General features: G+C 35.4%; 22 protein-coding genes. 7 read left to right on the forward strand and 15 right to left on the reverse strand.

Features of this window, described 5'->3' with window-relative positions:
• Nucleotides 1-61 precede the first annotated feature (61 nt).
• Nucleotides 62-1,354: a GGDEF domain-containing protein gene (locus MKX31_RS18170; RefSeq protein WP_142289346.1), complete on the reverse strand. Its 1,293-nt coding sequence runs from the start codon at nt 1,352-1,354 to the stop codon at nt 62-64.
• Between the two features lie 329 nt (nt 1,355-1,683).
• Here MKX31_RS18170 and MKX31_RS18175 point away from each other — a divergent pair, with 329 nt between their 5' ends.
• From MKX31_RS18175 to MKX31_RS18185, 3 genes are all read left to right on the forward strand, one after another.
• Nucleotides 1,684-2,301, forward strand: a complete 618-nt coding sequence (locus tag MKX31_RS18175; RefSeq protein WP_000180385.1) for a nitroreductase family protein — start codon at nt 1,684-1,686, stop codon at nt 2,299-2,301.
• 290 nt (nt 2,302-2,591) lie between these two features.
• Entirely contained in the window at nt 2,592-2,810 is a 219-nt protein-coding gene (locus MKX31_RS18180) for a hypothetical protein (protein WP_000100492.1), read from the forward strand.
• Between the two features lie 196 nt (nt 2,811-3,006).
• A complete protein-coding gene (locus MKX31_RS18185) occupies nt 3,007-3,375 on the forward strand; it encodes a DUF3915 domain-containing protein (protein ID WP_060749672.1) in 369 nt (122 codons plus the stop codon).
• A 97-nt stretch (nt 3,376-3,472) separates the two neighbouring features.
• On the opposite strand, the gene ptsP is transcribed toward MKX31_RS18185, so the two are convergent.
• The 4 genes from ptsP to glcT all read right to left on the reverse strand — a co-directional run bounded on the left by ptsP (nt 3,473) and on the right by glcT (nt 8,836).
• Nucleotides 3,473-5,185, reverse strand: a complete 1,713-nt coding sequence (gene ptsP / locus MKX31_RS18190) for a phosphoenolpyruvate--protein phosphotransferase (RefSeq protein ID WP_000174214.1) — start codon at nt 5,183-5,185, stop codon at nt 3,473-3,475.
• Entirely contained in the window at nt 5,185-5,448 is a 264-nt protein-coding gene (ptsH, locus tag MKX31_RS18195; protein WP_000411080.1) for a phosphocarrier protein HPr, read from the reverse strand. The genes ptsP and ptsH overlap by 1 nt, the downstream gene beginning before the upstream one ends.
• Before the next feature lie 136 nt (nt 5,449-5,584).
• The gene (ptsG, locus tag MKX31_RS18200; protein WP_098102737.1) at nt 5,585-7,648 is read right to left on the reverse strand and encodes a PTS glucose transporter subunit IIABC; all 2,064 of its coding nucleotides are present in this window, start codon (nt 7,646-7,648) and stop codon (nt 5,585-5,587) included.
• Nucleotides 7,649-7,987: 339 nt separating this feature from the next.
• Nucleotides 7,988-8,836 (reverse strand): glucose PTS transporter transcription antiterminator GlcT, encoded by an 849-nt coding sequence (gene glcT / locus MKX31_RS18205; protein WP_048546230.1) that lies wholly within the window; start codon nt 8,834-8,836, stop codon nt 7,988-7,990.
• A 165-nt stretch (nt 8,837-9,001) separates the two neighbouring features.
• Here glcT and MKX31_RS18210 point away from each other — a divergent pair, with 165 nt between their 5' ends.
• Nucleotides 9,002-9,808 (forward strand): Cof-type HAD-IIB family hydrolase, encoded by an 807-nt coding sequence (locus MKX31_RS18210; RefSeq protein ID WP_064474900.1) that lies wholly within the window; start codon nt 9,002-9,004, stop codon nt 9,806-9,808.
• A gap of 70 nt (nt 9,809-9,878) precedes the next feature.
• Here MKX31_RS18210 and phnF read toward each other — a convergent pair whose 3' ends face one another.
• From phnF to scpA, 6 genes are all read right to left on the reverse strand, one after another.
• Nucleotides 9,879-10,610 carry a phosphonate metabolism transcriptional regulator PhnF gene (gene phnF, locus MKX31_RS18215; protein WP_002194085.1) on the reverse strand — a complete coding sequence of 244 codons (732 nt, stop codon included), beginning with the start codon at nt 10,608-10,610 and terminating at the stop codon, nt 9,879-9,881.
• Nucleotides 10,540-11,328, reverse strand: coding sequence for a glucosamine-6-phosphate deaminase (nagB, locus tag MKX31_RS18220; protein WP_064474899.1), 789 nt, complete (start codon nt 11,326-11,328; stop codon nt 10,540-10,542). Before nagB ends, phnF begins: the two co-directional genes overlap by 71 nt.
• Nucleotides 11,329-11,332: 4 nt before the next feature.
• A complete protein-coding gene (gene nagA / locus MKX31_RS18225; RefSeq protein WP_064475087.1) occupies nt 11,333-12,475 on the reverse strand; it encodes an N-acetylglucosamine-6-phosphate deacetylase in 1,143 nt (380 codons plus the stop codon).
• A gap of 207 nt (nt 12,476-12,682) precedes the next feature.
• Nucleotides 12,683-13,585, reverse strand: coding sequence for a ComEC/Rec2 family competence protein (locus MKX31_RS18230; RefSeq protein WP_098102736.1), 903 nt, complete (start codon nt 13,583-13,585; stop codon nt 12,683-12,685).
• A gap of 78 nt (nt 13,586-13,663) precedes the next feature.
• On the reverse strand, nt 13,664-14,236 hold the full coding sequence (gene scpB / locus MKX31_RS18235) for a segregation/condensation protein ScpB (protein ID WP_060488364.1): 573 nt from the start codon (nt 14,234-14,236) through the stop codon (nt 13,664-13,666).
• A gap of 158 nt (nt 14,237-14,394) precedes the next feature.
• The gene (gene scpA / locus MKX31_RS18240; protein WP_001199757.1) at nt 14,395-15,138 is read right to left on the reverse strand and encodes a segregation/condensation protein A; all 744 of its coding nucleotides are present in this window, start codon (nt 15,136-15,138) and stop codon (nt 14,395-14,397) included.
• Nucleotides 15,139-15,307: 169 nt separating this feature from the next.
• Between scpA and MKX31_RS18245 the strand changes: the two genes are divergently transcribed.
• Both MKX31_RS18245 and MKX31_RS18250 read left to right on the forward strand, forming a co-directional pair.
• Nucleotides 15,308-15,403 carry a YjcZ family sporulation protein gene (locus MKX31_RS18245; protein WP_000510194.1) on the forward strand — a complete coding sequence of 32 codons (96 nt, stop codon included), beginning with the start codon at nt 15,308-15,310 and terminating at the stop codon, nt 15,401-15,403.
• A gap of 97 nt (nt 15,404-15,500) precedes the next feature.
• On the forward strand, nt 15,501-16,019 hold the full coding sequence (locus MKX31_RS18250) for a DUF309 domain-containing protein (protein ID WP_000283580.1): 519 nt from the start codon (nt 15,501-15,503) through the stop codon (nt 16,017-16,019).
• Between the two features lie 20 nt (nt 16,020-16,039).
• Here MKX31_RS18250 and ribT read toward each other — a convergent pair whose 3' ends face one another.
• From ribT to MKX31_RS18265, 3 genes are all read right to left on the reverse strand, one after another.
• Nucleotides 16,040-16,408, reverse strand: a complete 369-nt coding sequence (ribT, locus tag MKX31_RS18255; RefSeq protein WP_000908397.1) for a GNAT family N-acetyltransferase RibT — start codon at nt 16,406-16,408, stop codon at nt 16,040-16,042.
• Nucleotides 16,409-16,475: 67 nt separating this feature from the next.
• A complete protein-coding gene (locus tag MKX31_RS18260; protein WP_064475086.1) occupies nt 16,476-16,658 on the reverse strand; it encodes a hypothetical protein in 183 nt (60 codons plus the stop codon).
• 218 nt (nt 16,659-16,876) lie between these two features.
• Nucleotides 16,877-17,314 (reverse strand): peptidylprolyl isomerase, encoded by a 438-nt coding sequence (locus tag MKX31_RS18265; RefSeq protein ID WP_000853785.1) that lies wholly within the window; start codon nt 17,312-17,314, stop codon nt 16,877-16,879.
• 187 nt (nt 17,315-17,501) lie between these two features.
• Here MKX31_RS18265 and MKX31_RS18270 point away from each other — a divergent pair, with 187 nt between their 5' ends.
• Nucleotides 17,502-18,368: a DUF1002 domain-containing protein gene (locus MKX31_RS18270; RefSeq protein WP_000850512.1), complete on the forward strand. Its 867-nt coding sequence runs from the start codon at nt 17,502-17,504 to the stop codon at nt 18,366-18,368.
• Between the two features lie 31 nt (nt 18,369-18,399).
• Here MKX31_RS18270 and MKX31_RS18275 read toward each other — a convergent pair whose 3' ends face one another.
• Entirely contained in the window at nt 18,400-19,203 is an 804-nt protein-coding gene (locus MKX31_RS18275; protein WP_064474897.1) for a Cof-type HAD-IIB family hydrolase, read from the reverse strand.
• Between the last annotated feature and the right edge of the window lie 77 nt (nt 19,204-19,280).

The raw sequence follows: 19,280 nt of genomic DNA on the forward strand, positions 1-19,280 counted from the left end.
ATCCCCCCCACATTCTATTATCAAACAATAAAAAAAAATCGCAACAATTTGTTGCGAAAAATCACTTTTTTTCTTTTCTATATACACACACTTGATTTTTCCCATTTTTTTTCGCTTCATATAATGCGATATCCGCTCGTTGCATTAATTCTTCTCTTGTAATCCCTTGTTCATATAACGCGACTCCAAAACTCGCTGTTAATTTCGAAATTCCGGAGAAATGCTTTGTTTCAATGAAAAATCGTAATGATTCCGCAACCTGAAATGCTTCTTTTTCTACTGTATTCGTTACTAATATAATAAATTCTTCTCCTCCCCACCTTGCAAATACATGTTGCTGCTCCACTTTAGATTTCATAAGCTCTGCAAGCTGAATTAATGCTAAGTCACCAAAATCATGGCCGTACGTGTCATTTACTGTTTTAAAATTATCTATGTCAAATAAAATAAGTGCTATTTTTTCATCGTTACGCATTGCATTATCCCATTCTGCCTCTAGTATTTGTTGGAACTTCAAACGATTATAAATCTCTGTTAACGAATCTATCATAGCAAGCCTTTCTTGTTCTTGATAGATTTCATCTAATTCTGTAATCTCTGTACACTTCACAATAAATCTTGATAAATCTTCTGGCAGTGGTGTCGCACGCAATAAAAAAGTTGACACTTCTCCTTCATAATTGGACATCTTAATTCTTCTATCATATGATAATGTATCATCTAACCATGTTATATCATGGGTTGTTGAATAGTATCCGTTTTCTCTAATAAAATGTTCAGCAAATACTAAATGTTGCTCACGATAGGCAAATAAATTTTCATATCCGAAAAACTCTAAAAAATTTGTATTACAATCAACAATCTCATCGTCTTCTACTATAAATAATAGATCATTTTGAAAATCAAACATCGTTTGAAGTAGTTCTTGTTGCAAACTTACTTGCCGCACTAAAGAAAGCTGATACAAACTCTTATTCACTTCCTCTAACACCATTTGTGGGGTCACAGGGGCTATCACAATATTACGTATTCCTAACGTAAGCACCTCTGTAAACTCGCTTGTTATTTGTTGATCCCAAATGACAATAAATGTACTCTGTGGATTATACATATTCTTTATATATTTTATTTGAGAAAAATCTGTTACATACATAATTACAATATGTGGTTTAGTCCTCTGATACAATAATTCTCCTTCTTCAAAACTATTTGCTATAAACATACATTTTGGATGAATATTTTCTATCGTTTGTTGATGTGTGCATCCATTTTCTATATAAAGGACATTTAACTGAAGATCTTGTAATACATTTTGGAAAACCGTATTCTCTAATAAAAAATGTAGTATGTTCATCACTAGTCTTCACTCACTTCATATATCTTGTTCTACTGCATTCCTCACAAACATTTTATAAAAAGACTGTTCTCTAAATACTTTAATGAGTAAGGGACACATATTAACAAGCTAATTGAGAATGCTCTCTTCGCTTTTTCTCTATAAATTCCTTTTTTAGTGTATGATGATAGGAATTGTATCGTTTGTATGAATGCCCTAGCTTCCTCTTTAAAACTTGACAATTAAAATAAAGATATTATATTCTTAAATTCGACAACTTACAAAATGTAAGTAGAATATATTACATGTATTTTTTATAATTTGATATGTTACTTGGAGGATATATAATGACAAACGACAACTTTTTTAATGTTCTATACGAACGCACATCTACACGTGCATTCAACCCAGAGAAAGAAATTTCATCTACAGAGTTACACGAGATTTTAAAGGGAGCTGCTCAAGCACCTTCTGCTTGGAACTTGCAGCACTGGAAATTCCTTGTATTCCAAGGTGAAGATGTACAGAAACGATTGCATCCAATTGCTTATAACCAGCAACAAATACTTGATGCTTCTGCTGTAGTCGCTATTTTAGGTGATTTAGAAGCTTATAAAAACGTTGAACCAGTTTATGGTCCAATTGTAGAACAAGGATTTATGAAAGAAGAAGCAAAAGAGCGCTTAGCTAAAAATATTGAGTCTGCATATGCTCGTGAACAATTTCCAAGAGATGCAGCCTTTTCAAATGCATCTTTAGCAGCAATGCAACTTATGCTTGCGGCTAAAGCAACTGGCTGGGATACTTGTGCTATTGGTGGTTTCAACCCACAAGCACTTACAGAAGAATTCAATGTTTCATCTCGTTACGTACCAATTATGCTTATTACAATTGGTGAATCAACTTTAAAAGGTCATCCTGCACCACGAATGAGCGTAGAACAAGTGAGTGAATGGGCAAAATAATAAAGTGAACCTTTAATCAATGTGAGGGGCTTACTGGCTGTTAATACGGGATAAAAAAGAAACGAAGGTAATTTCATTACCTTCGTTTCTTTTTCTTTTGTCACACACCCGTAATATTACAATGTATCATTCGACATCTATACATAAAAAGATAGTAAATTTCATGCTATTCCCATACACATAAATGGCGTTTCGTGTCGAATTTTGTTAAAGTATCGAAATATAACCGTGTGTTTTTGTTACAATTATGATACAATGATAACAAATAGATAACAAGAGAGGGATTTTCATTGAGTTCATACGGAAGCTTTATCGCACTTTTAAGTTACATAGTAACTGTACTACTGTTATATTTTATTGGCGATGCTACAAACATATCAGTGTTACAATTCCCAAAAGAAGAAACGTTCCAATTAGACGCAGAAAAACATACTGCAAGATCCATTGCACCACTACTCTTAGCTCTCCCTGTATATATCATCGTTTTATATAAAAGTAAAAAAGTGTAAAGCCTACCTATTTCATTCATTTCGGTGGTCTTTACACTTTTTTGTGATATTTCCCCTATTTTAAACATCATTCCGTACTAAACACCCAGCTAGTCTTTTAAAATGAGAAAATCCCCCATAAAAAATTCCACTCTCTGTCCAGTCACTAACTACCGAACTTACATAGATTATAAGTGTGAAGGGGGTGATGAGGATTATGTTTGGATCATTTGGATGCTGTGATAACTTTAGAGACTGTCATCATCGTGAAAGAGAGTGCGACCATCGTGACCATCGCGAGAAAGAGAGAGAGGTAAAACCACAACAACCAGCTGTATGTAACGTACTTGCTAGCATTTCAGTTGGAACAGAACTTTCTCTTTTAAGCATTAAAGGTATTGGATCTTTCAACAATGTAATTTTTGAAGGTTTCGCTAACGGCGTTGCTCTTTTCTCTGCTTTAGCTCGTAACAATAATGATAAAGATGATAAAGACAACGACAAAGATGATAAGAACCGTCAACGTAATACTTTTAATGGTATTTTACGTGTATGCCCAACTGATATCGTTGCTATCGCTATCTAGTTCTGTGTCTTATCCTCTATAGTAAGAAAATAAGAGTTACTTTTCTCATAGAAAAAACCTGAGACCGATTTCAAATCGACTCAGGTTTTTTTATTAATTATATGCTTTTAACTAGTTCAACAACTTCTTCAGCAGTTGACATCATTAGTGCTTTTTCTGCTAATGTTTCCATTTCTGCTTTTGACAACTTGCTTAGTTGTGTTCTTGCAGGAAGAATAGATGTTGCACTCATACTGAACTCATCTAAACCTAATCCTAATAATAATGGGATAGCAAGTGAATCTCCCGCCATCTCACCACACATACCAGCCCATTTGCCTTCTTTATGAGCCGCATCAATAACCATTTTTACAAGACGTAAAATAGATGGGTTATACGGTTGGTATAAGTAAGCTACTTGTTCGTTCATACGGTCTGCAGCCATTGTGTATTGGATTAAGTCATTTGTTCCGATAGAGAAGAAATCAACTTCTTTTGCGAATTGATCTGCTAATACTGCTGAAGCTGGGATTTCAACCATCATACCCACTTCAATAGAATCAGAAACAGTTGTACCCGCTTCTACAAGTTTCGCTTTCTCTTCTAATAAGATTGCTTTCGCTTGACGGAACTCATCAAGAGTTGCAATCATTGGGAACATAATTTTTAAGTTACCGTATACGCTAGCACGAAGTAATGCACGAAGTTGTGTACGGAACACATCTTGCTCATCAAGGCATAAGCGAATTGCACGGTATCCTAAGAATGGGTTCATTTCTTTTGGTAAATGTAAGTATGGAAGCTCTTTATCTCCACCGATGTCAAGTGTACGAACAACAACAGGTTGACCTTCTTTTACACCTTCAAGAACTGCTTTATACGCTTCGAACTGCTCTTCTTCTGTTGGAAGATTGTCACGGCCCATGTATAAGAATTCTGTACGGTATAAACCAACGCCTTCTCCGCCATTATCGATAATACCTTGTACATCATTTGGTGTTCCGATATTTGCAACAAGCTCAACGTGATGTCCATCACTTGTTACAGTAGCTTGGTCTTTTAATTTTGCCCATTCAGTTTTTTGCTCTTCAAATTTCGCTTTCTTTTCTTCAAAAGAACGAAGAGTTTCTTCTGATGGATTTACAATTACTTCTCCATCTAAACCGTCGATGATTACGATATCGCCGTTTTGGATTTTCTCCATAACAACTTTCGTACCAACAACTGCAGGAATTTCCATAGAACGAGCCATAATTGCAGAGTGAGATGTACGTCCACCGATATCAGTTGTAAAACCTTTTGCATACTTACGGTTTAACTGAGCTGTATCAGATGGTGTTAAATCTTCAGCAATGATGATTACTTCTTCAGAAATTGTACCAGGGTTTGAGAAGTTAATTCCTAGTAAATGTGCAAGAACGCGTTTTGTTACGTCACGAATGTCCGCAGCACGTTCTTTCATATATTCGTTATCCATGTTTTCAAACATAGAAATAAACATTGATGCAACTTCATCCATTGCAAATTCAGCATTTACTTTTTCACTATTTACTTTATCTTTTACTGGGTTTACTAGTTCTGGATCATTTAACACTAATAAATGTGCTTCAAAGATCGCAGCTTTATCAGCACCCAGCTCAGCAAAAGCATGGTCCTTAATTGCTTCTAATTCAGTTTTTGCTTTCTCAAGCGCAGCGTCTAAGCGTGCAATTTCAGCAGCTTCGTTTGTAATTGATTTCTTTTCGATGTTAAATTCAGGATTCTCAAGTCTGAAAGCCTTTGCAATAGCAATCCCACTTGATGCAGCGATCCCTTGAATGTTAAGAGTCATTATTCTCCTAATCCTTCGTTTTTCATAGTTTCTTCGATAGCTGCTAGTGCTTGAGCTGCATCATCACCATTTGCAGTGATTTTAATTTCTGCGTTTTGTTGAATGCCTAAAGACATAACACCCATGATTGATTTTAAGTTAACGTTTTTTCCGTTATACTCTAAGTTAATGTCAGAACCAAATTTGCTTGCAGTGTTTACAAGTAGAGTTGCTGGACGAGCATGAATTCCTGAGTCGCTAGTTACTTTAAAGATTTTTTCCATGATAATTTATCTCCTTTAAATTACAGTATTTTTTTAGTTGTATAGACGTGAGTACTACATCATCTATTGTATATAATAGGCGATGTTCGGTCAACCACATCGCCTATTATAATTATAAACATTTTGCGTCAAATTCCTACTGAATGTCAATAATAGCGTTTTCGCCCTTCTTAACATTTCCATCTTTTTTCAATTCGACTTGTTGTCCTTGTTGTAAATTCGTAAAGACAATTGGTGTAATGATAGATGGTGCATTTTCTTTTACAAATGCAAGATCTACTTTTAATAATGGTTGTCCTTGTTTCACTTTGTCGCCTTGTGCTACAAGTGCTTCAAAACCTTCACCATTTAATTTTACAGTATCAATACCGAAGTGGATTAAAATTTCTTTTCCGCCTTCAGATTGAATACCAATTGCATGCTTTGTAGGGAATACGTTGACGATCTCACCGTTAACTGGAGAAACTACTGTTCCTTCTGTTGGCTCGATTGCAAATCCGTCTCCCATCATTTTTCCTGAGAATACTTGATCAGGTACTTCTGTAATCGATAAGATTTTCCCTTCAATTGGTGATACGATTGTTTCGTTTTCATCAACTTGTTTAGGAGTTTCTTCTACCTTTACAGGCTCTTCTTTTTCAACATGAGGTGTACGACCTGACATAATATCATGAATTTGTGATTTTAATGTGTCAGATTTCGGTCCAAAAATAGCTTGAATGTTATTTCCAACTTCAAGTACACCAGCTGCTCCAAGCTCTTTTAAGCGATCTTTGTTTACATTCTTTTGTTCGTTAACTTGAACACGTAAACGAGTAATACAAGCGTCTAAAGAAGCAATGTTTTCTTTACCACCAAGTGCTACTAATACTTCACGTGGAAGTTCTCCTGCTTCTGTTTTACCTGCGCCGTCATTCGCATTTGCTACTTCACGACCAGGTGTTTTTAAATCCCATTTACGGATTGCAAAGCGGAATCCGAAGTAGTAAATAACTGCTAGTACAAGACCAACAATAATTACCCACCACCATGCTGTACGGCCTGGTAGTACACCGAATAACATAAAGTCGATTAAACCACCAGAGAATGTCATACCAATTTTAACACCTAAAATTTGCATTGTCATAAATGATAGACCAGCGAATACTGCGTGAATTCCGAACAGTACTGGTGCTACGAATAAGAATGAAAATTCAAGTGGTTCTGTAATACCTGTTAAGAAAGATGTTAATGCAGCAGAGCCTAAAATACCCGCTGCTAATTTTTTATTTTCAGGACGTGCTTCATGGTACATTGCTAATGCTGCTGCTGGAAGACCGAACATCATGAACGGATACTTACCAGTTGTAAATGTACCTGCTGTTATTTCTACACCGTCTTTTAACTGTGCCATAAAGATTTTTTGGTCACCACGGATTAATTCGCCAGCTGCATTTGTATACTGACCGAATTCGAACCAGAACGGTGAATAGAAAATGTGATGTAATCCAAATGGAATTAATGAACGTTCAATTAAACCGAATATGAATGCTGCTAATGTTCTATTTGCATCAATCATTTGATGTGAGAACGTATTTAAGCCACCTTGAATGTATGGCCAAATGAAACACATGATTATACCTACTACTAAAGAGAATGTTGCAGTTGCGATCGGTACGAAACGCTTACCTGCGAAGAAACCTAAGTATGATGGTAATTCAATGTTGAAGTATTTATTGTAGCAATATGCGGCTACTATACCGACGATAATACCACCAAACACTCCCGTTTGTAGCGTTGGAATTCCTAATACGTTTGCATATGCTGGATCTGTAAATCCAATTTTTACTGGGTCTGCTCCAGAACTTGTTACTTTCACTAGCTTATCTACTTCTAAGAACACACTCATCGTTTTGTTCATAATTAAGTAGCCGACGAACGCTGCTAATCCAGCTACTCCGTCTCCACCAGCTAAACCAATTGCTACCCCAACTGCGAATAATAATGCAAGGTTAGCGAAAATAATATCACCAGATTGTTCCATAATTTTTGCTACCATTACGAACCAATCTGCTTTTAAAGCAGGAATAACATTTGTTAACTGTGGATTTTGAAATGCATTACCAAATCCAAGTAAAATACCTGCTGCCGGTAAAATCGCTACTGGAAGCATTAACGCTTTTCCGACTTTTTGAAGAACACCAAAGATCTTCTTAAACATGGAAACCCTTCCTCTCTTATCTATATTGATACCTTCCGACAAACGCCAAAAAGACATGAGGAAAAAAAGATAGAACGATAGCTATACAAAGGGTAGTATATCCCTTTCTCTAGCTTACATTCCTTGCTTTTCTCCACTCATGCCTGATCGAATCAGTAACACGTGTCAAAAATAGGTTTACGTATAAGTTCACTATAATTAAGGCAAACGTTTTCGTTACTTACCTTAATGTGTTTGTCGAAATTTGTATAACTTTGCAATAGTTATTATACATAACTATTGTAAGCGATTCAATGATTTTTTTTAACGTTTTCATTTTAGACAAAAATATATGTCTTTTTACACATGCTCTGCTTTCACTAAGCGCTGCAGGTGCATCGTTAAATATATGCTCTCTGCTTCATACACAGGAAGTTGCAATTCTTTTTGCATGACCTTAACTAGCTTCCAAGCTAAATTATAACAGACGGGATATTCCGCCTTTAATAAATCAGCAAAACTTTGTGATTCCTCTACTTTCTCCCCTTTTTTCACCCGTTCAATAGCATATTGTAAATGACGAATAAGGCGTAAGTAGTGGATACTTTCTTGGTCTAATGTAATTTGTAAGTTTGTCTCAATTAAAGATACAAGATGTGCAATGAGACGGGAGTTTTGATTAACTGAAGATAAATCTGAATTTGTAAGTGAACTGTAAATATGGAGTGCAATAAAACCAATTTCTCCTTCTGGCAATGTAATTTGCAAACGAGAATTTAAAAGGTCTACAACACCTTCAGCAATTTCATATTCCTCTGGATAGAGCATTTTCGTTTCAACTAAAAAAGGATTATCAATTGTAAGTCCTTGTTTTAACCGCTTAATCGCAAAAGAAATATGATCTGTTAAAGCGATATGAATATGTTCATTCAATGGTGATTTTGCTTTTTCTTGAATGTAGAACATAATATCATTCATTAATTCGATTAATTTTTCACTCACATGCGGCACTAACAGTTTGTATTGTTCACGATCACGTTCATTTTTTAAAACAAACATTTTTTCAATTTGTTCTTGCTCCAATATGTCTTTCGCTTTTTTCCCAAATCCAATTCCTTTACCGATCACTACTACTTCCTCATGTTCAGGATGGCTAGCAATGATGACATTATTATTTAAAACTTTTTTAATTTCTAGATAATTACTCATATAACACCACCCTCGTACTTAAATAGCCTGCTTTTATGTTACAGAACATTCTTCTTTGTCGTCAATATAAAACATCTACCATTTCATAAAAATTCGTTTTTTAGACATGTTTATATATGATGCGTATAATGTAAGAGCAACTGTACATAGAAAGGGGATAACAACATGATTAAAATGTTTGTAAGTGATATCGATGGTACAATGATGCAACACGGAGGGTTAATTGACGAACAGGATATTGTAGCACTTCGTAGTCTTGCTGAGCAAAATGTTATTCTTTGTTTCGCTTCTGGCCGACTGGATAATGAAATTGCAGACTTAATGAAAGCTGTAAATACAAATTTCCATCGTATTAGTGTAAATGGTGTTTTCGTGTACACACATGAAAACAAGCAACTATTATCCGCAACATTCGATTCGAGTATTCTACCTGATCTGTTAGCAATGACAAATGAAGATCCTTATTTTCGTTATGTAAGTGATGAGCATAATTATTACATTGAAGAGAAAACACCATTTATTCATGAACTTGAACAACAAGTAACGATGACTTCTGTTGAAGAACCGCGTCTATTACAGAAAATTGATGATACAATTTTTCCAAATAAAATCTCTGTCGGTGGAACAAAGGAAAGCTTACAACTCCTTCAGAAAAAAATTGATGAACAATTCCACGGAAAAGTTAGTACATTCATTTCAGCAGAACAATGTTTAGATGTAATGCCACCTAATATTAGTAAAGGGGCTGCTATTTCTGTTTTATTAAAAGAGTTTCAACTACAACCAGAGGAAGTTGCTTGCATAGGGGATTCTTATAATGATATCCCGATGTTTTCTTTAACTCCTCACAGTTTTGCTATGTTTCAAGCAGATGACGCAGTAAAAGAACACGCTCACTATGTAGTAAATACAGTTAAAGATGCTGTTAACCACGTAATTGCTCATAATAAAAATACGACTCACTCCTTATAAGGATGAGTCGTATTTTTTCTTTACATGTTAAACAATTTGACATTAACTGTACTTCACAAACTGAAATATATTATTTGTTACGTGCGATGTTTGTAATAAACTTATAACGATCCCCACGATAAATACATTTCACATACTCTAACGGTACTTCACCTTCTGAATATGACCATTGACGCATTACAAGCACTGGCGCCTTTTTAGGAATATGCAGATGTTCAGCTTCATTATCCGTTGCAATTGAAGCTTCAATTGATTGAGTAGCGCTAACAAGTTTAAAGCCCAGTTTTTTCTCTAAATGTTCATATAAAGATTGTTGCAATATTTCTTCGTTAATATCTTTTACAAGAGCTGGCGACAAATATGTCGTCTCAAAAGCAATCGGTTCATCATCAGCTAAGCGTATACGCCTCACTTCATAAACCGACTCTCCCTCCTGTATTCTCAACCGGTCTGCTATTTTTGCAGTAGCTGGAACTAGGCGGAAACTAAGTAATTGACTACTTGGGTTCATCCCACGAGAAATCATATCTTCTGTGAATCCCGTCATTCCTTGCAATTTTTGTTCCACTTTCGGAAGTTGGACAAACGTACCGATTCCACGTTTCCGATATAAATAACCTTGTTCCACTAAATTATTAATCGCCTGTCTGATTGTCATACGACTCACTTCGAACTTATCGCAAAGTTCATTCTCAGATGGGATTTTATCTCCCGGCTTCCATTCGCCGTCCTCAATTAGCTGTTTCACCCACTCTTGAATCTGATAATAGATCGGAAATGGTGAATACTTGTCGATGTTCATCAGCAATCGCCTCACTGCATAAAGATAGAGCTTCTTGATCAGCGATTACGGTTACATTCGGATGACGTTGTAAAACTGTAGCAGGACACGCTTCACTATATTCACCTTGTAATAATTCTTTCACAGCTTCTGCCTTTTTAGAACCCATAGCAACAAGTAGAATTTGTTTCGCTTTCATAATGCTTCCAATCCCCATTGTAATCGCATGAGTTGGCACATCTTCTTCTTTTTCGAAGAAGCGAAGGTTTGCTTGGCGTGTAGACTCTGTTAATTCAACAATGTTTGTTGGAGAATTAAACAGTGTTCCTGGTTCGTTAAATCCGATGTGACCGTTTTCACCGATTCCAAGAATCTGTAGGTCAACTGGGTTAGCAGCTAGAATGCCCTCGTAACGTTTGCACTCTTCCTCTAAATCACTTGCCATCCCGTTTGGTACATAAGTTTGTTTAAATGGAAGATGATCAAACAACTGTTCTTGCATGAAATAGTGATAGCTGTTTTTATCTTCATGTGGTAAATTTACGTACTCATCTAAGTTTACAGTGGTTACACGGCTTGTATCAAGTTTATTTTTTCGCATTTCTGCATAAATACCTAATGGAGAGCTTCCTGTAGCCATTCCTAATGTTGGATTTTCTTTTGTGTTTACAACTTCTTCAATTAATTTATAACCTGCTTCTGCTAGTTCTTCTGGAGTTTTTACAACAAGAATATTCATTTAATTACTTCCCTTCCTTCATATGAATTCCTAAACGAACCGTATCATATACATGTAAATCTTCATTCATCACAACAAAGTCTGCATCTTTTCCTACCACTAATGCACCTTTATGATTTAATCCAAACTCTTCTGCTTGGTTAACTGATGTCATCAGTACTGCATCTTCGATTGAACAACCTGTAAATTCAATTACATTTCGGAAAGCTTGATCCATTTTTAGAATACTGCCAGCTAACGTTCCATCTTCTAATCGAGCACTACCATCTTTTACATGTACTGGCTGTCCGCCAAGCTCATATAATCCATCTTCAAGACCTTTTGCACGCATTGCGTCAGTAATAACACTTACTTTTTTCGGTCCTTTTAATTTATATGCTAATTTCACCATATCAGGGTCAATATGAATACCATCTGTAATTACTTCAACCATTACATCTGGATTTAATAACACATGACCAACAACTCCTGGTTCACGGTGATGTAATCCACGCATTTGATTGTATAAATGCGTTGCATGTGTAATGTTTCTATTTTTTAGTTGCGCATCAATTGCATCTGTATGCCCCATTGTGCCAACAACACCAGTTTCAGCAAGATACTGCTCAAATTCTAACGCACCTTCTTCTTCAGGTGCATATGTTACTAATTTAATTAGATTCCCGCTTGCTTCCTGCCATTGTTTAAATTGTTCAATATTCGCAGGAACAATATGTTCAAGTGGTTGTGCACCTGCACGTTTTTTTGAAACATACGGTCCTTCTAAGTGAATATATTCGAAATGTGCTCCTTTTTCTTTCGCTTCCTTCGCAGCATGTAGTGCCGCTTCGATTGCTTCTGGAGCTTGTGTCATTGTTGTTGGAAAGTAAGTTGTAACTCCTTCTTTTAACATTTCTTTACCTAGAGTTACTAATCCATCGCTATTTGCATCCATCGCATCAATATCGTACCCACCATGAATATGAACATCAATCATACCTGGAATCACAATCTTCCCTGCCGCATCTAAAACCGCTTCATTTTCTTGTGATACATATTGAGCCATCAAACCAATTTCTTTAATTGTTTCTGCGTAACGAATAAATCCGTTTTCCACTACTTCTTGACCTGTATAAATTTTGGCATTGATGACAACTTGCGTTTTCATTTTCATCGATCCTTTCCCATGAAATACCTACTTGTTATTATTACCTTATTCGCCTAATTCCATCTTAATATATGCACGAGTAGTTGTCTATACATTCGAATGAAATTTCCTCTTTGTTTAACAAAAAGGAAACTTAGTACGTCTCTTGCAATTATAATATATGTTATTCAGTTTTCCAAAAAGGGAGAATATCCCCTATCATATTACTCACTTAAGTAATGGCATTAATCCACTAGAGCCTATTGTAATATGCTCGCCGTCTGTTTCCATTTCTACTGTACGTTTGTTTGTTCCATATATCATTATACCATGCTGTTTTAAGCGTCTCACTACACTTTGATGCGGATGTCCATACGGATTTCTGCTTCCATATGAAAGAATTGCAAACTGCGGTTCTACTTTCTTTATAAACATTTCATTTGTTGAAGTATAGGAGCCATGATGTCCCACCTTTAACACATCTGCATGTACATCAAATTGCTTTAATATTTCAGTTTCCGTCCGCACATCAGCATCACCCATTAGTAAAAAATCCGCTTTTCCGTATCGTACCTTTAACACAATTGAAGATTCATTATTTTCATCTTTTGATTTCCCATTGTTTAATACTTGTATGGAAACATGCGGATCTAGCGGTATGTATTGTCCCTCTTTTACTGAAACGAAAGGAATTCCTCTTTTTTTAATATGATTCCGGTATGTGTGATACGTAAAAGAACTATATGTTTTTCCACTATCTAATATAAGTGCTACCGGCATTTGCTCTACAATCGGAATGAGTCCTCCAATGTGATCCATATCAGGATGCGTACTGACGATAGCATCTAAATGGTTAATCCCTTTTTCGATTAGTTTTTGAATGATAACCTCACCTGCTTCATAAGGTCCCCCATCAATTAACATCGTTTGTCCATTTGGCAATGTAATAAGTGTCGCATCACCTTGCCCAACTTTTAAAAAACTCACTTTCATTTTACCAAAATGTTGCCGCTGCATATGTAAAGGAGACGCGGTATGAATAGACATCATATATCTTTTGGCCGATGCACTATTTAAAGAAAAGCATAACAAAACAGAAACTAACAATAAAATACTTCGCATACTTCTCATAACTCGTCTCCTTTTTTCAATTAGTATGGCACGGTATATAATTGATATACAAAAAAAGCTTAGCAAAATGCTAAGCTTTTATTTCGATATCTCCTGTAAAGAACCAAAGAATAAATCTGCTTCATTCATTTGTTCATTCTCTTCAGAAAGTGCCGGTAAATCATCTAATGTTTTCAATCCAAATGTATCCAAAAATTCTTTCGTTGTTCCATATAAAATAGGACGCCCTGGACCTTCTGCTCTTCCCATTTCTTTTATAAGTAAGTGTGAAACTAACGTTTGTAACGCCTTATCGGTTTTCACCCCTCTAATCTCTTCCATTTCAGTCCTTGTAATAGGTTGACGATATGCCACAATCGCTAACGTTTCTAAAGCAGCCTGAGAAAGTGAAGCAGCTGTTGGGATATCTATTAATTTTTGATAGTACGAAGCATGTTCTTTCTTTGTAGCAAAACGATATACTTTTGCATACTGTACAATTTGCAAACCGCGGTGTGCACCTTCACATTCTTTTTGCATTTCTTCTAAAATATCGATTACTTCATTTCCTTCAATTTCAAGCACTTTCGCTATTTGTTCTGGATAAATCCCTTCATCACCAGAAACAAATAAAAGCCCTTCAATGATTGATTTCTGTTCTCTTCTATCCATTTTACGAGCTCCTTCCTCCAATTTTCTCCATAAAAATACACATCAAAAAACCGAATCACAATCAATGCGTTCGGTTCAATATTTTTTCTCTTGTTCCAAACGATACATTCAAACCTAGCATGAGATATATTATTTCCATCCCATTTTCCATACTAACTCTATGCAGATTTAGTAGAGCTTGATACGAAAATTTCATCAAAATTATGTTCCTGTTCAATTATGATTTGTTGATTTTTCATAAGCTCAAGAACCGCTAAAAATGTTACAACCATTATTTCCCGTTCATCATCAACAAACAAATCATAAAAACTTTGACGACCACCTTGTATTTCTAACTGTTTTAAAATATCAATCATGCGCTTTTCAATTGGTATTTCTTGACGAGTAATACGTGTTGTTACAGGTTTCTTTGCTTTTTTACGGCGCATTAATTTTTGAAATGCCGCTAGCATATCATATAACGTAACATCAAGAGGCAAGTTTGTCTCCTCTTCTTGTTGCAACGATGTAAAATCAATTGGCGGACGTGTATATAGCTGTGCTCTTTCTTGTTCTCTTTCTTTTAGCTCAGTAGCAACTTGCTTATATTTCTTATATTCAATTAACCTCTCCATCAATTCTTGACGAGGATCATCTATAAAGTCATCACCGTTATCAAGTACATCTTCTTCATGTTTCGGCAACAACATTTTACTTTTAATTTGTAATAAAGTCGCAGCCATTACTAAATACTCACTTGCAACATCTAATTGTAGTTCTTTCATCGTATGAACATAAGATAAATATTGCTCTGTAATTTCCGCTACAGGAATATTATATATGTCAATTTCATAACGATGTATTAAATGTAACAATAAATCTAAAGGCCCTTCAAAAGCCTCTACTTTAAAATTATACTGCACAAAGCATCCCACCACATTTTTTCTATAACAACATAAGTATAGAGCATACTCATGTTCTATCCAACCTTTTTAAGAAATTTAATTAAAAATAGACCTATGCCTATGTCATCATGCCCACCGCTTCATATGATAACAGTGTAGTAAGAACAATGTAGGAGGTCAAAAAACTATGGGTCACGTTGATTGCGGTTTTAGCGGTGGGTTCGCATTACTTGTTGTATTGTTTATTTTACTAATTATTGTAGGGGCAGCTTGCTTCTGCTAATATGAACAATAACGGCTAGGGAAAATTCCCTAGTCGTTTATTGTTTATATTTCTATGATAAACTTGTATTTATAACCGTTAAACAGGGGTGAAGAAAATGTATCCTACCGAATACATCCAATTTTTAATTCATTTTCACGGAGATTATGATTATTTTGAATGCCACGAGATACTGGAAGAATATTGGAAAACAAAACCGAGAGAAAATCGTGATAATTATTTAGTCGGTCTTATTCAAATTGCAGTTTCTTTATACCATCAAAGACGCTCTAACTGGAATGGCGCAGAGAAAATGATGAAAAGCGCCATAAAGATTTTAGAAATAAACAGTGCACCTTTACTACGTTTAGGAATAAATCAGACACAACTTCTATGCTTACTCCAGGATAGATTGCAATCTATACAGAAAGAAGAGAGTTTTACACCGTTATTTTTACCATTATCGGATACAGCATTAGAAAAGCACTGCATGGAATTATGTCAGAAACAAAACCTTCCTTGGAAAGACGTGAATGCTACTTCTAATGAATATATAATACATAAGCACACATTACGTGATCGAACAGAGGTCATCGCTGAACGAAACGAACAATTACAAAAAAGAAAGCAGAGATAATAAACTACTTATCTCTGCTTTCACGAATGTATATTTTGTTCTAGCCCTTTACACTTTTTGCAAAAACTTGCTGTTTGCTCATTTCCGCAAATTGTAAACTCAAGAAATTTACTCTTTAACTCTTGAACCATCTTCGTCCCAATACCCATATGACGGTGAGACGGGTTCACACTCAAATGCTGAATTTCCAACACTTGATTCTCTTTTTTTACAATCCCCATTATCCCAACAAAATCTTCGTTTTGTTTCCACAAATACAATTGCCAATCATCCTTTGCTTCATAATCTTTCATAGTCAATTGTAATGTTTTTACATCTTTTTCAGTTGGCATAAATGAAAGAAGCCCCATTGCAATCTTTTCATAACTTTTTTTAAAACGAATTAACATAACCCTTATCCCTTCTTACAAAAGTTACAAACTATTAATCCCCTCAACCACTCTTTTCATATCACATTCATTTTACAATATTTTCAACAGAGTGAGAAGGGCCTAAAACAACTTGATAATCATACAAAGCGAAAAGAAGAAAGTCAAATATATGTTTCAGTACTATTTTTTCTAAGTAGATTAAAGAAGAAACGCTGTTATATGAAAGCAAAAAGAAACATCCACCGCTCATTACCACTTCAATATTCATCACCTGAGCGCAAATGAATTCTAGCAAAATTAATGTAATAAAAATATTTCTTGAAACATGTAATTTAATGTATTCTATGTAATTTGTTAAAATTTTGTTCTTATAGGCGCCATATTTTCGCTTCAATATAGTACTACTTGTATCATGTACTGCAAACGAAATACCCATTCCTATTAAAAAAACAAAAAAGAGAGCCATAGCTCTCTTTTCCCATTAACTTATTCTTCCCAAACTTTAACTTCTTTCATTACATCGCCTTGACGCATGTTTAATACTGTTTCAATACCGCTTGTTGCTTTACCGAATACAGTATGTACACCATCTAAATGCGGTTGTGGCTCATGAACAACAAAGAATTGGCTACCGCCTGTATTACGGCCAGCATGAGCCATAGAAAGTGAACCTACAAGATGTCTATGAGGATTTCCATCAGTTTCACATGGGATAGAGTAACCTGGGCCACCTGCACCTGTTCCTGTTGGATCTCCACCTTGACTTACGAAGCCAGGAATAACGCGGTGGAATGTCACACCATCATAAAATCCTTGCTCTGCTAATTTTTTAAAGTTTTCTACTGTTTTTGGTGCCTCTTCTGGGAAAAATTCTAAATCGATTTTTTCACCATTTTCCATTAATATGTATCCTAAAGTTTTCATACGTATATGTCTCCTTTCAACTATCTCAGCACTATATTACCACATTCATGACTAGAAACAAAAAGAATCCGACAATCTAGATACTTCTTTTTCGAAATGTGGAAAAAGCTAGGTGACAAATAAGAAATATATACTATAATAACTGTGTTGCCCGAAAATTTTAGAAAGAGAAAGGGAGCGATTTTTCGTGAAAACGAAATTACTAGCTCTGCTATTGGCTGTAACGGTATTTATGATGCCAACAGCTTCGTTTGCAGACATCATCGAAGGAGAATCAATTGTTACACTAGGAGAAAACTTGTCTGAACAACAAAAACAAGATCTGTTAAAAGAAATGAAAGCACCAAAGGATGCTACAATCATTACTGTGTCTAATGCGGAAGAACATAAATTTCTAGAAGGGATTGTTCCAAAAGCGCAAATTGGTACGAGAGCAATTTCCTCTTCTATGATTACATACACAAAACCAGGGTCTGGTCTCATTGTACGTTCAAAAAACATTAATTCGATAACAGATGCAATGTACACAAACGCACTTATTACAGCAGGTGTGAAAGATGCAGAAATTCAAATTACTGCACCATTTAAAGTTTCAGGAACTGCTGCTTTAACCGGTTTAATGAAAGCCTATGAAACAACATCGAACAAAGCAATTCCTGAGGAAGTAAAAAAAGTAGCCAATGAAGAAATGGTGCAAACAGCCCAGCTCGGCGATAAAATTGGTGAAGAAAAAGCAGTTCAACTTGTTGCAAAAATTAAAGAAGAAATTGCCAAAGAACAGCCAAAAACGACTGAAGATTTACGTTCATTAATTCAAAAAATTGCGGATCAACTTGGCATTACATTAACGGATGAACAGTTAGATAACTTAGTTGCGCTATTTGATAAAATGAAAAATCTTAATATCGATTGGAATCAAGTTGGCAGTCAGTTAAATAAAGCAAAAGAACACGTTTCTGCCTTTTTAGGATCTGAAGAAGGGCAAGGTTTCCTAGATAAAGTTAAAGATTTTTTCTCAAGTATCATTGATTTTGTTAAATCGTTATTCAAGTAAAAAGAAGCTCGTCAGTGACGAGCTTCTTTTTTTATACAAGTAATGGCAATTTCATAACAGCTTCTTCGACCGAACGAACAATATGATTTGCCTTCTCCTTCACATATGGATGAGCATGATGTAGAGTAAATGAATGCGGAGTTACTTCAAACATAGAAATATCATTGAAAGAATCGCCAATGCATGCAATTTCATTTGCTTCAATTTGTAAATGTTCCATTAGTCGCCTTAAAGCACTCCCTTTACTTACTCCCCTTGGCATAATGTCAACATAGCGTTTACCCGACATAAAAACTTCCGCTTCGCTCTGAAATGTATCTCGTAACTCTTGATCTAATGCTGCAATTGTCTCTTCTTCCCCAAAAACAAACAATTTCGCAGGATGTACAGTCTTACCAAATTCCTCTTCTAATGCTTCTATTTCAGCAATATGCACGCCCATATACGTTTCAAAAGTATGATGATGTTCATTCTTTCTTTTTGTATACCGTTGCTCATTTGCACAAACAATATCTGCTAGTCTCTTTTTATGGATATATCGATATATTTCCTGGGCAATCCCATCTTCAAAACTTGATTCATGAAATATTTTTCCATCCGGCAGTAACATCGTTGCTCCATTTAAACTAGTTGTGTAATACGGGAATGCAAACCTATTTACGACTTCATCAATTCGATGAGTAAAGCGGCCAGAGGCAAAACAAATATTTGTCCCTTTTTCAGCTAACCAACAAAGTGCACGTTCATCTTCTTTTTGCATATGATTCACATTGTAAACGAGCGTATCATCTAAATCACTTACAAATAATTTAATCATGTCCTCTTCCCCTTCCATACACAATATCTACTCTAAGTGTACACAAAAAATGTTTGATTTTTGTTAAAAAACAATAAATTTTCGATAAAAAATAA

The organism is Bacillus sp. FSL M8-0063 (assembly GCF_038005545.1).
In the GTDB taxonomy this organism is placed as follows: Bacteria; Bacillota; Bacilli; order Bacillales; family Bacillaceae_G; genus Bacillus_A; species Bacillus_A wiedmannii.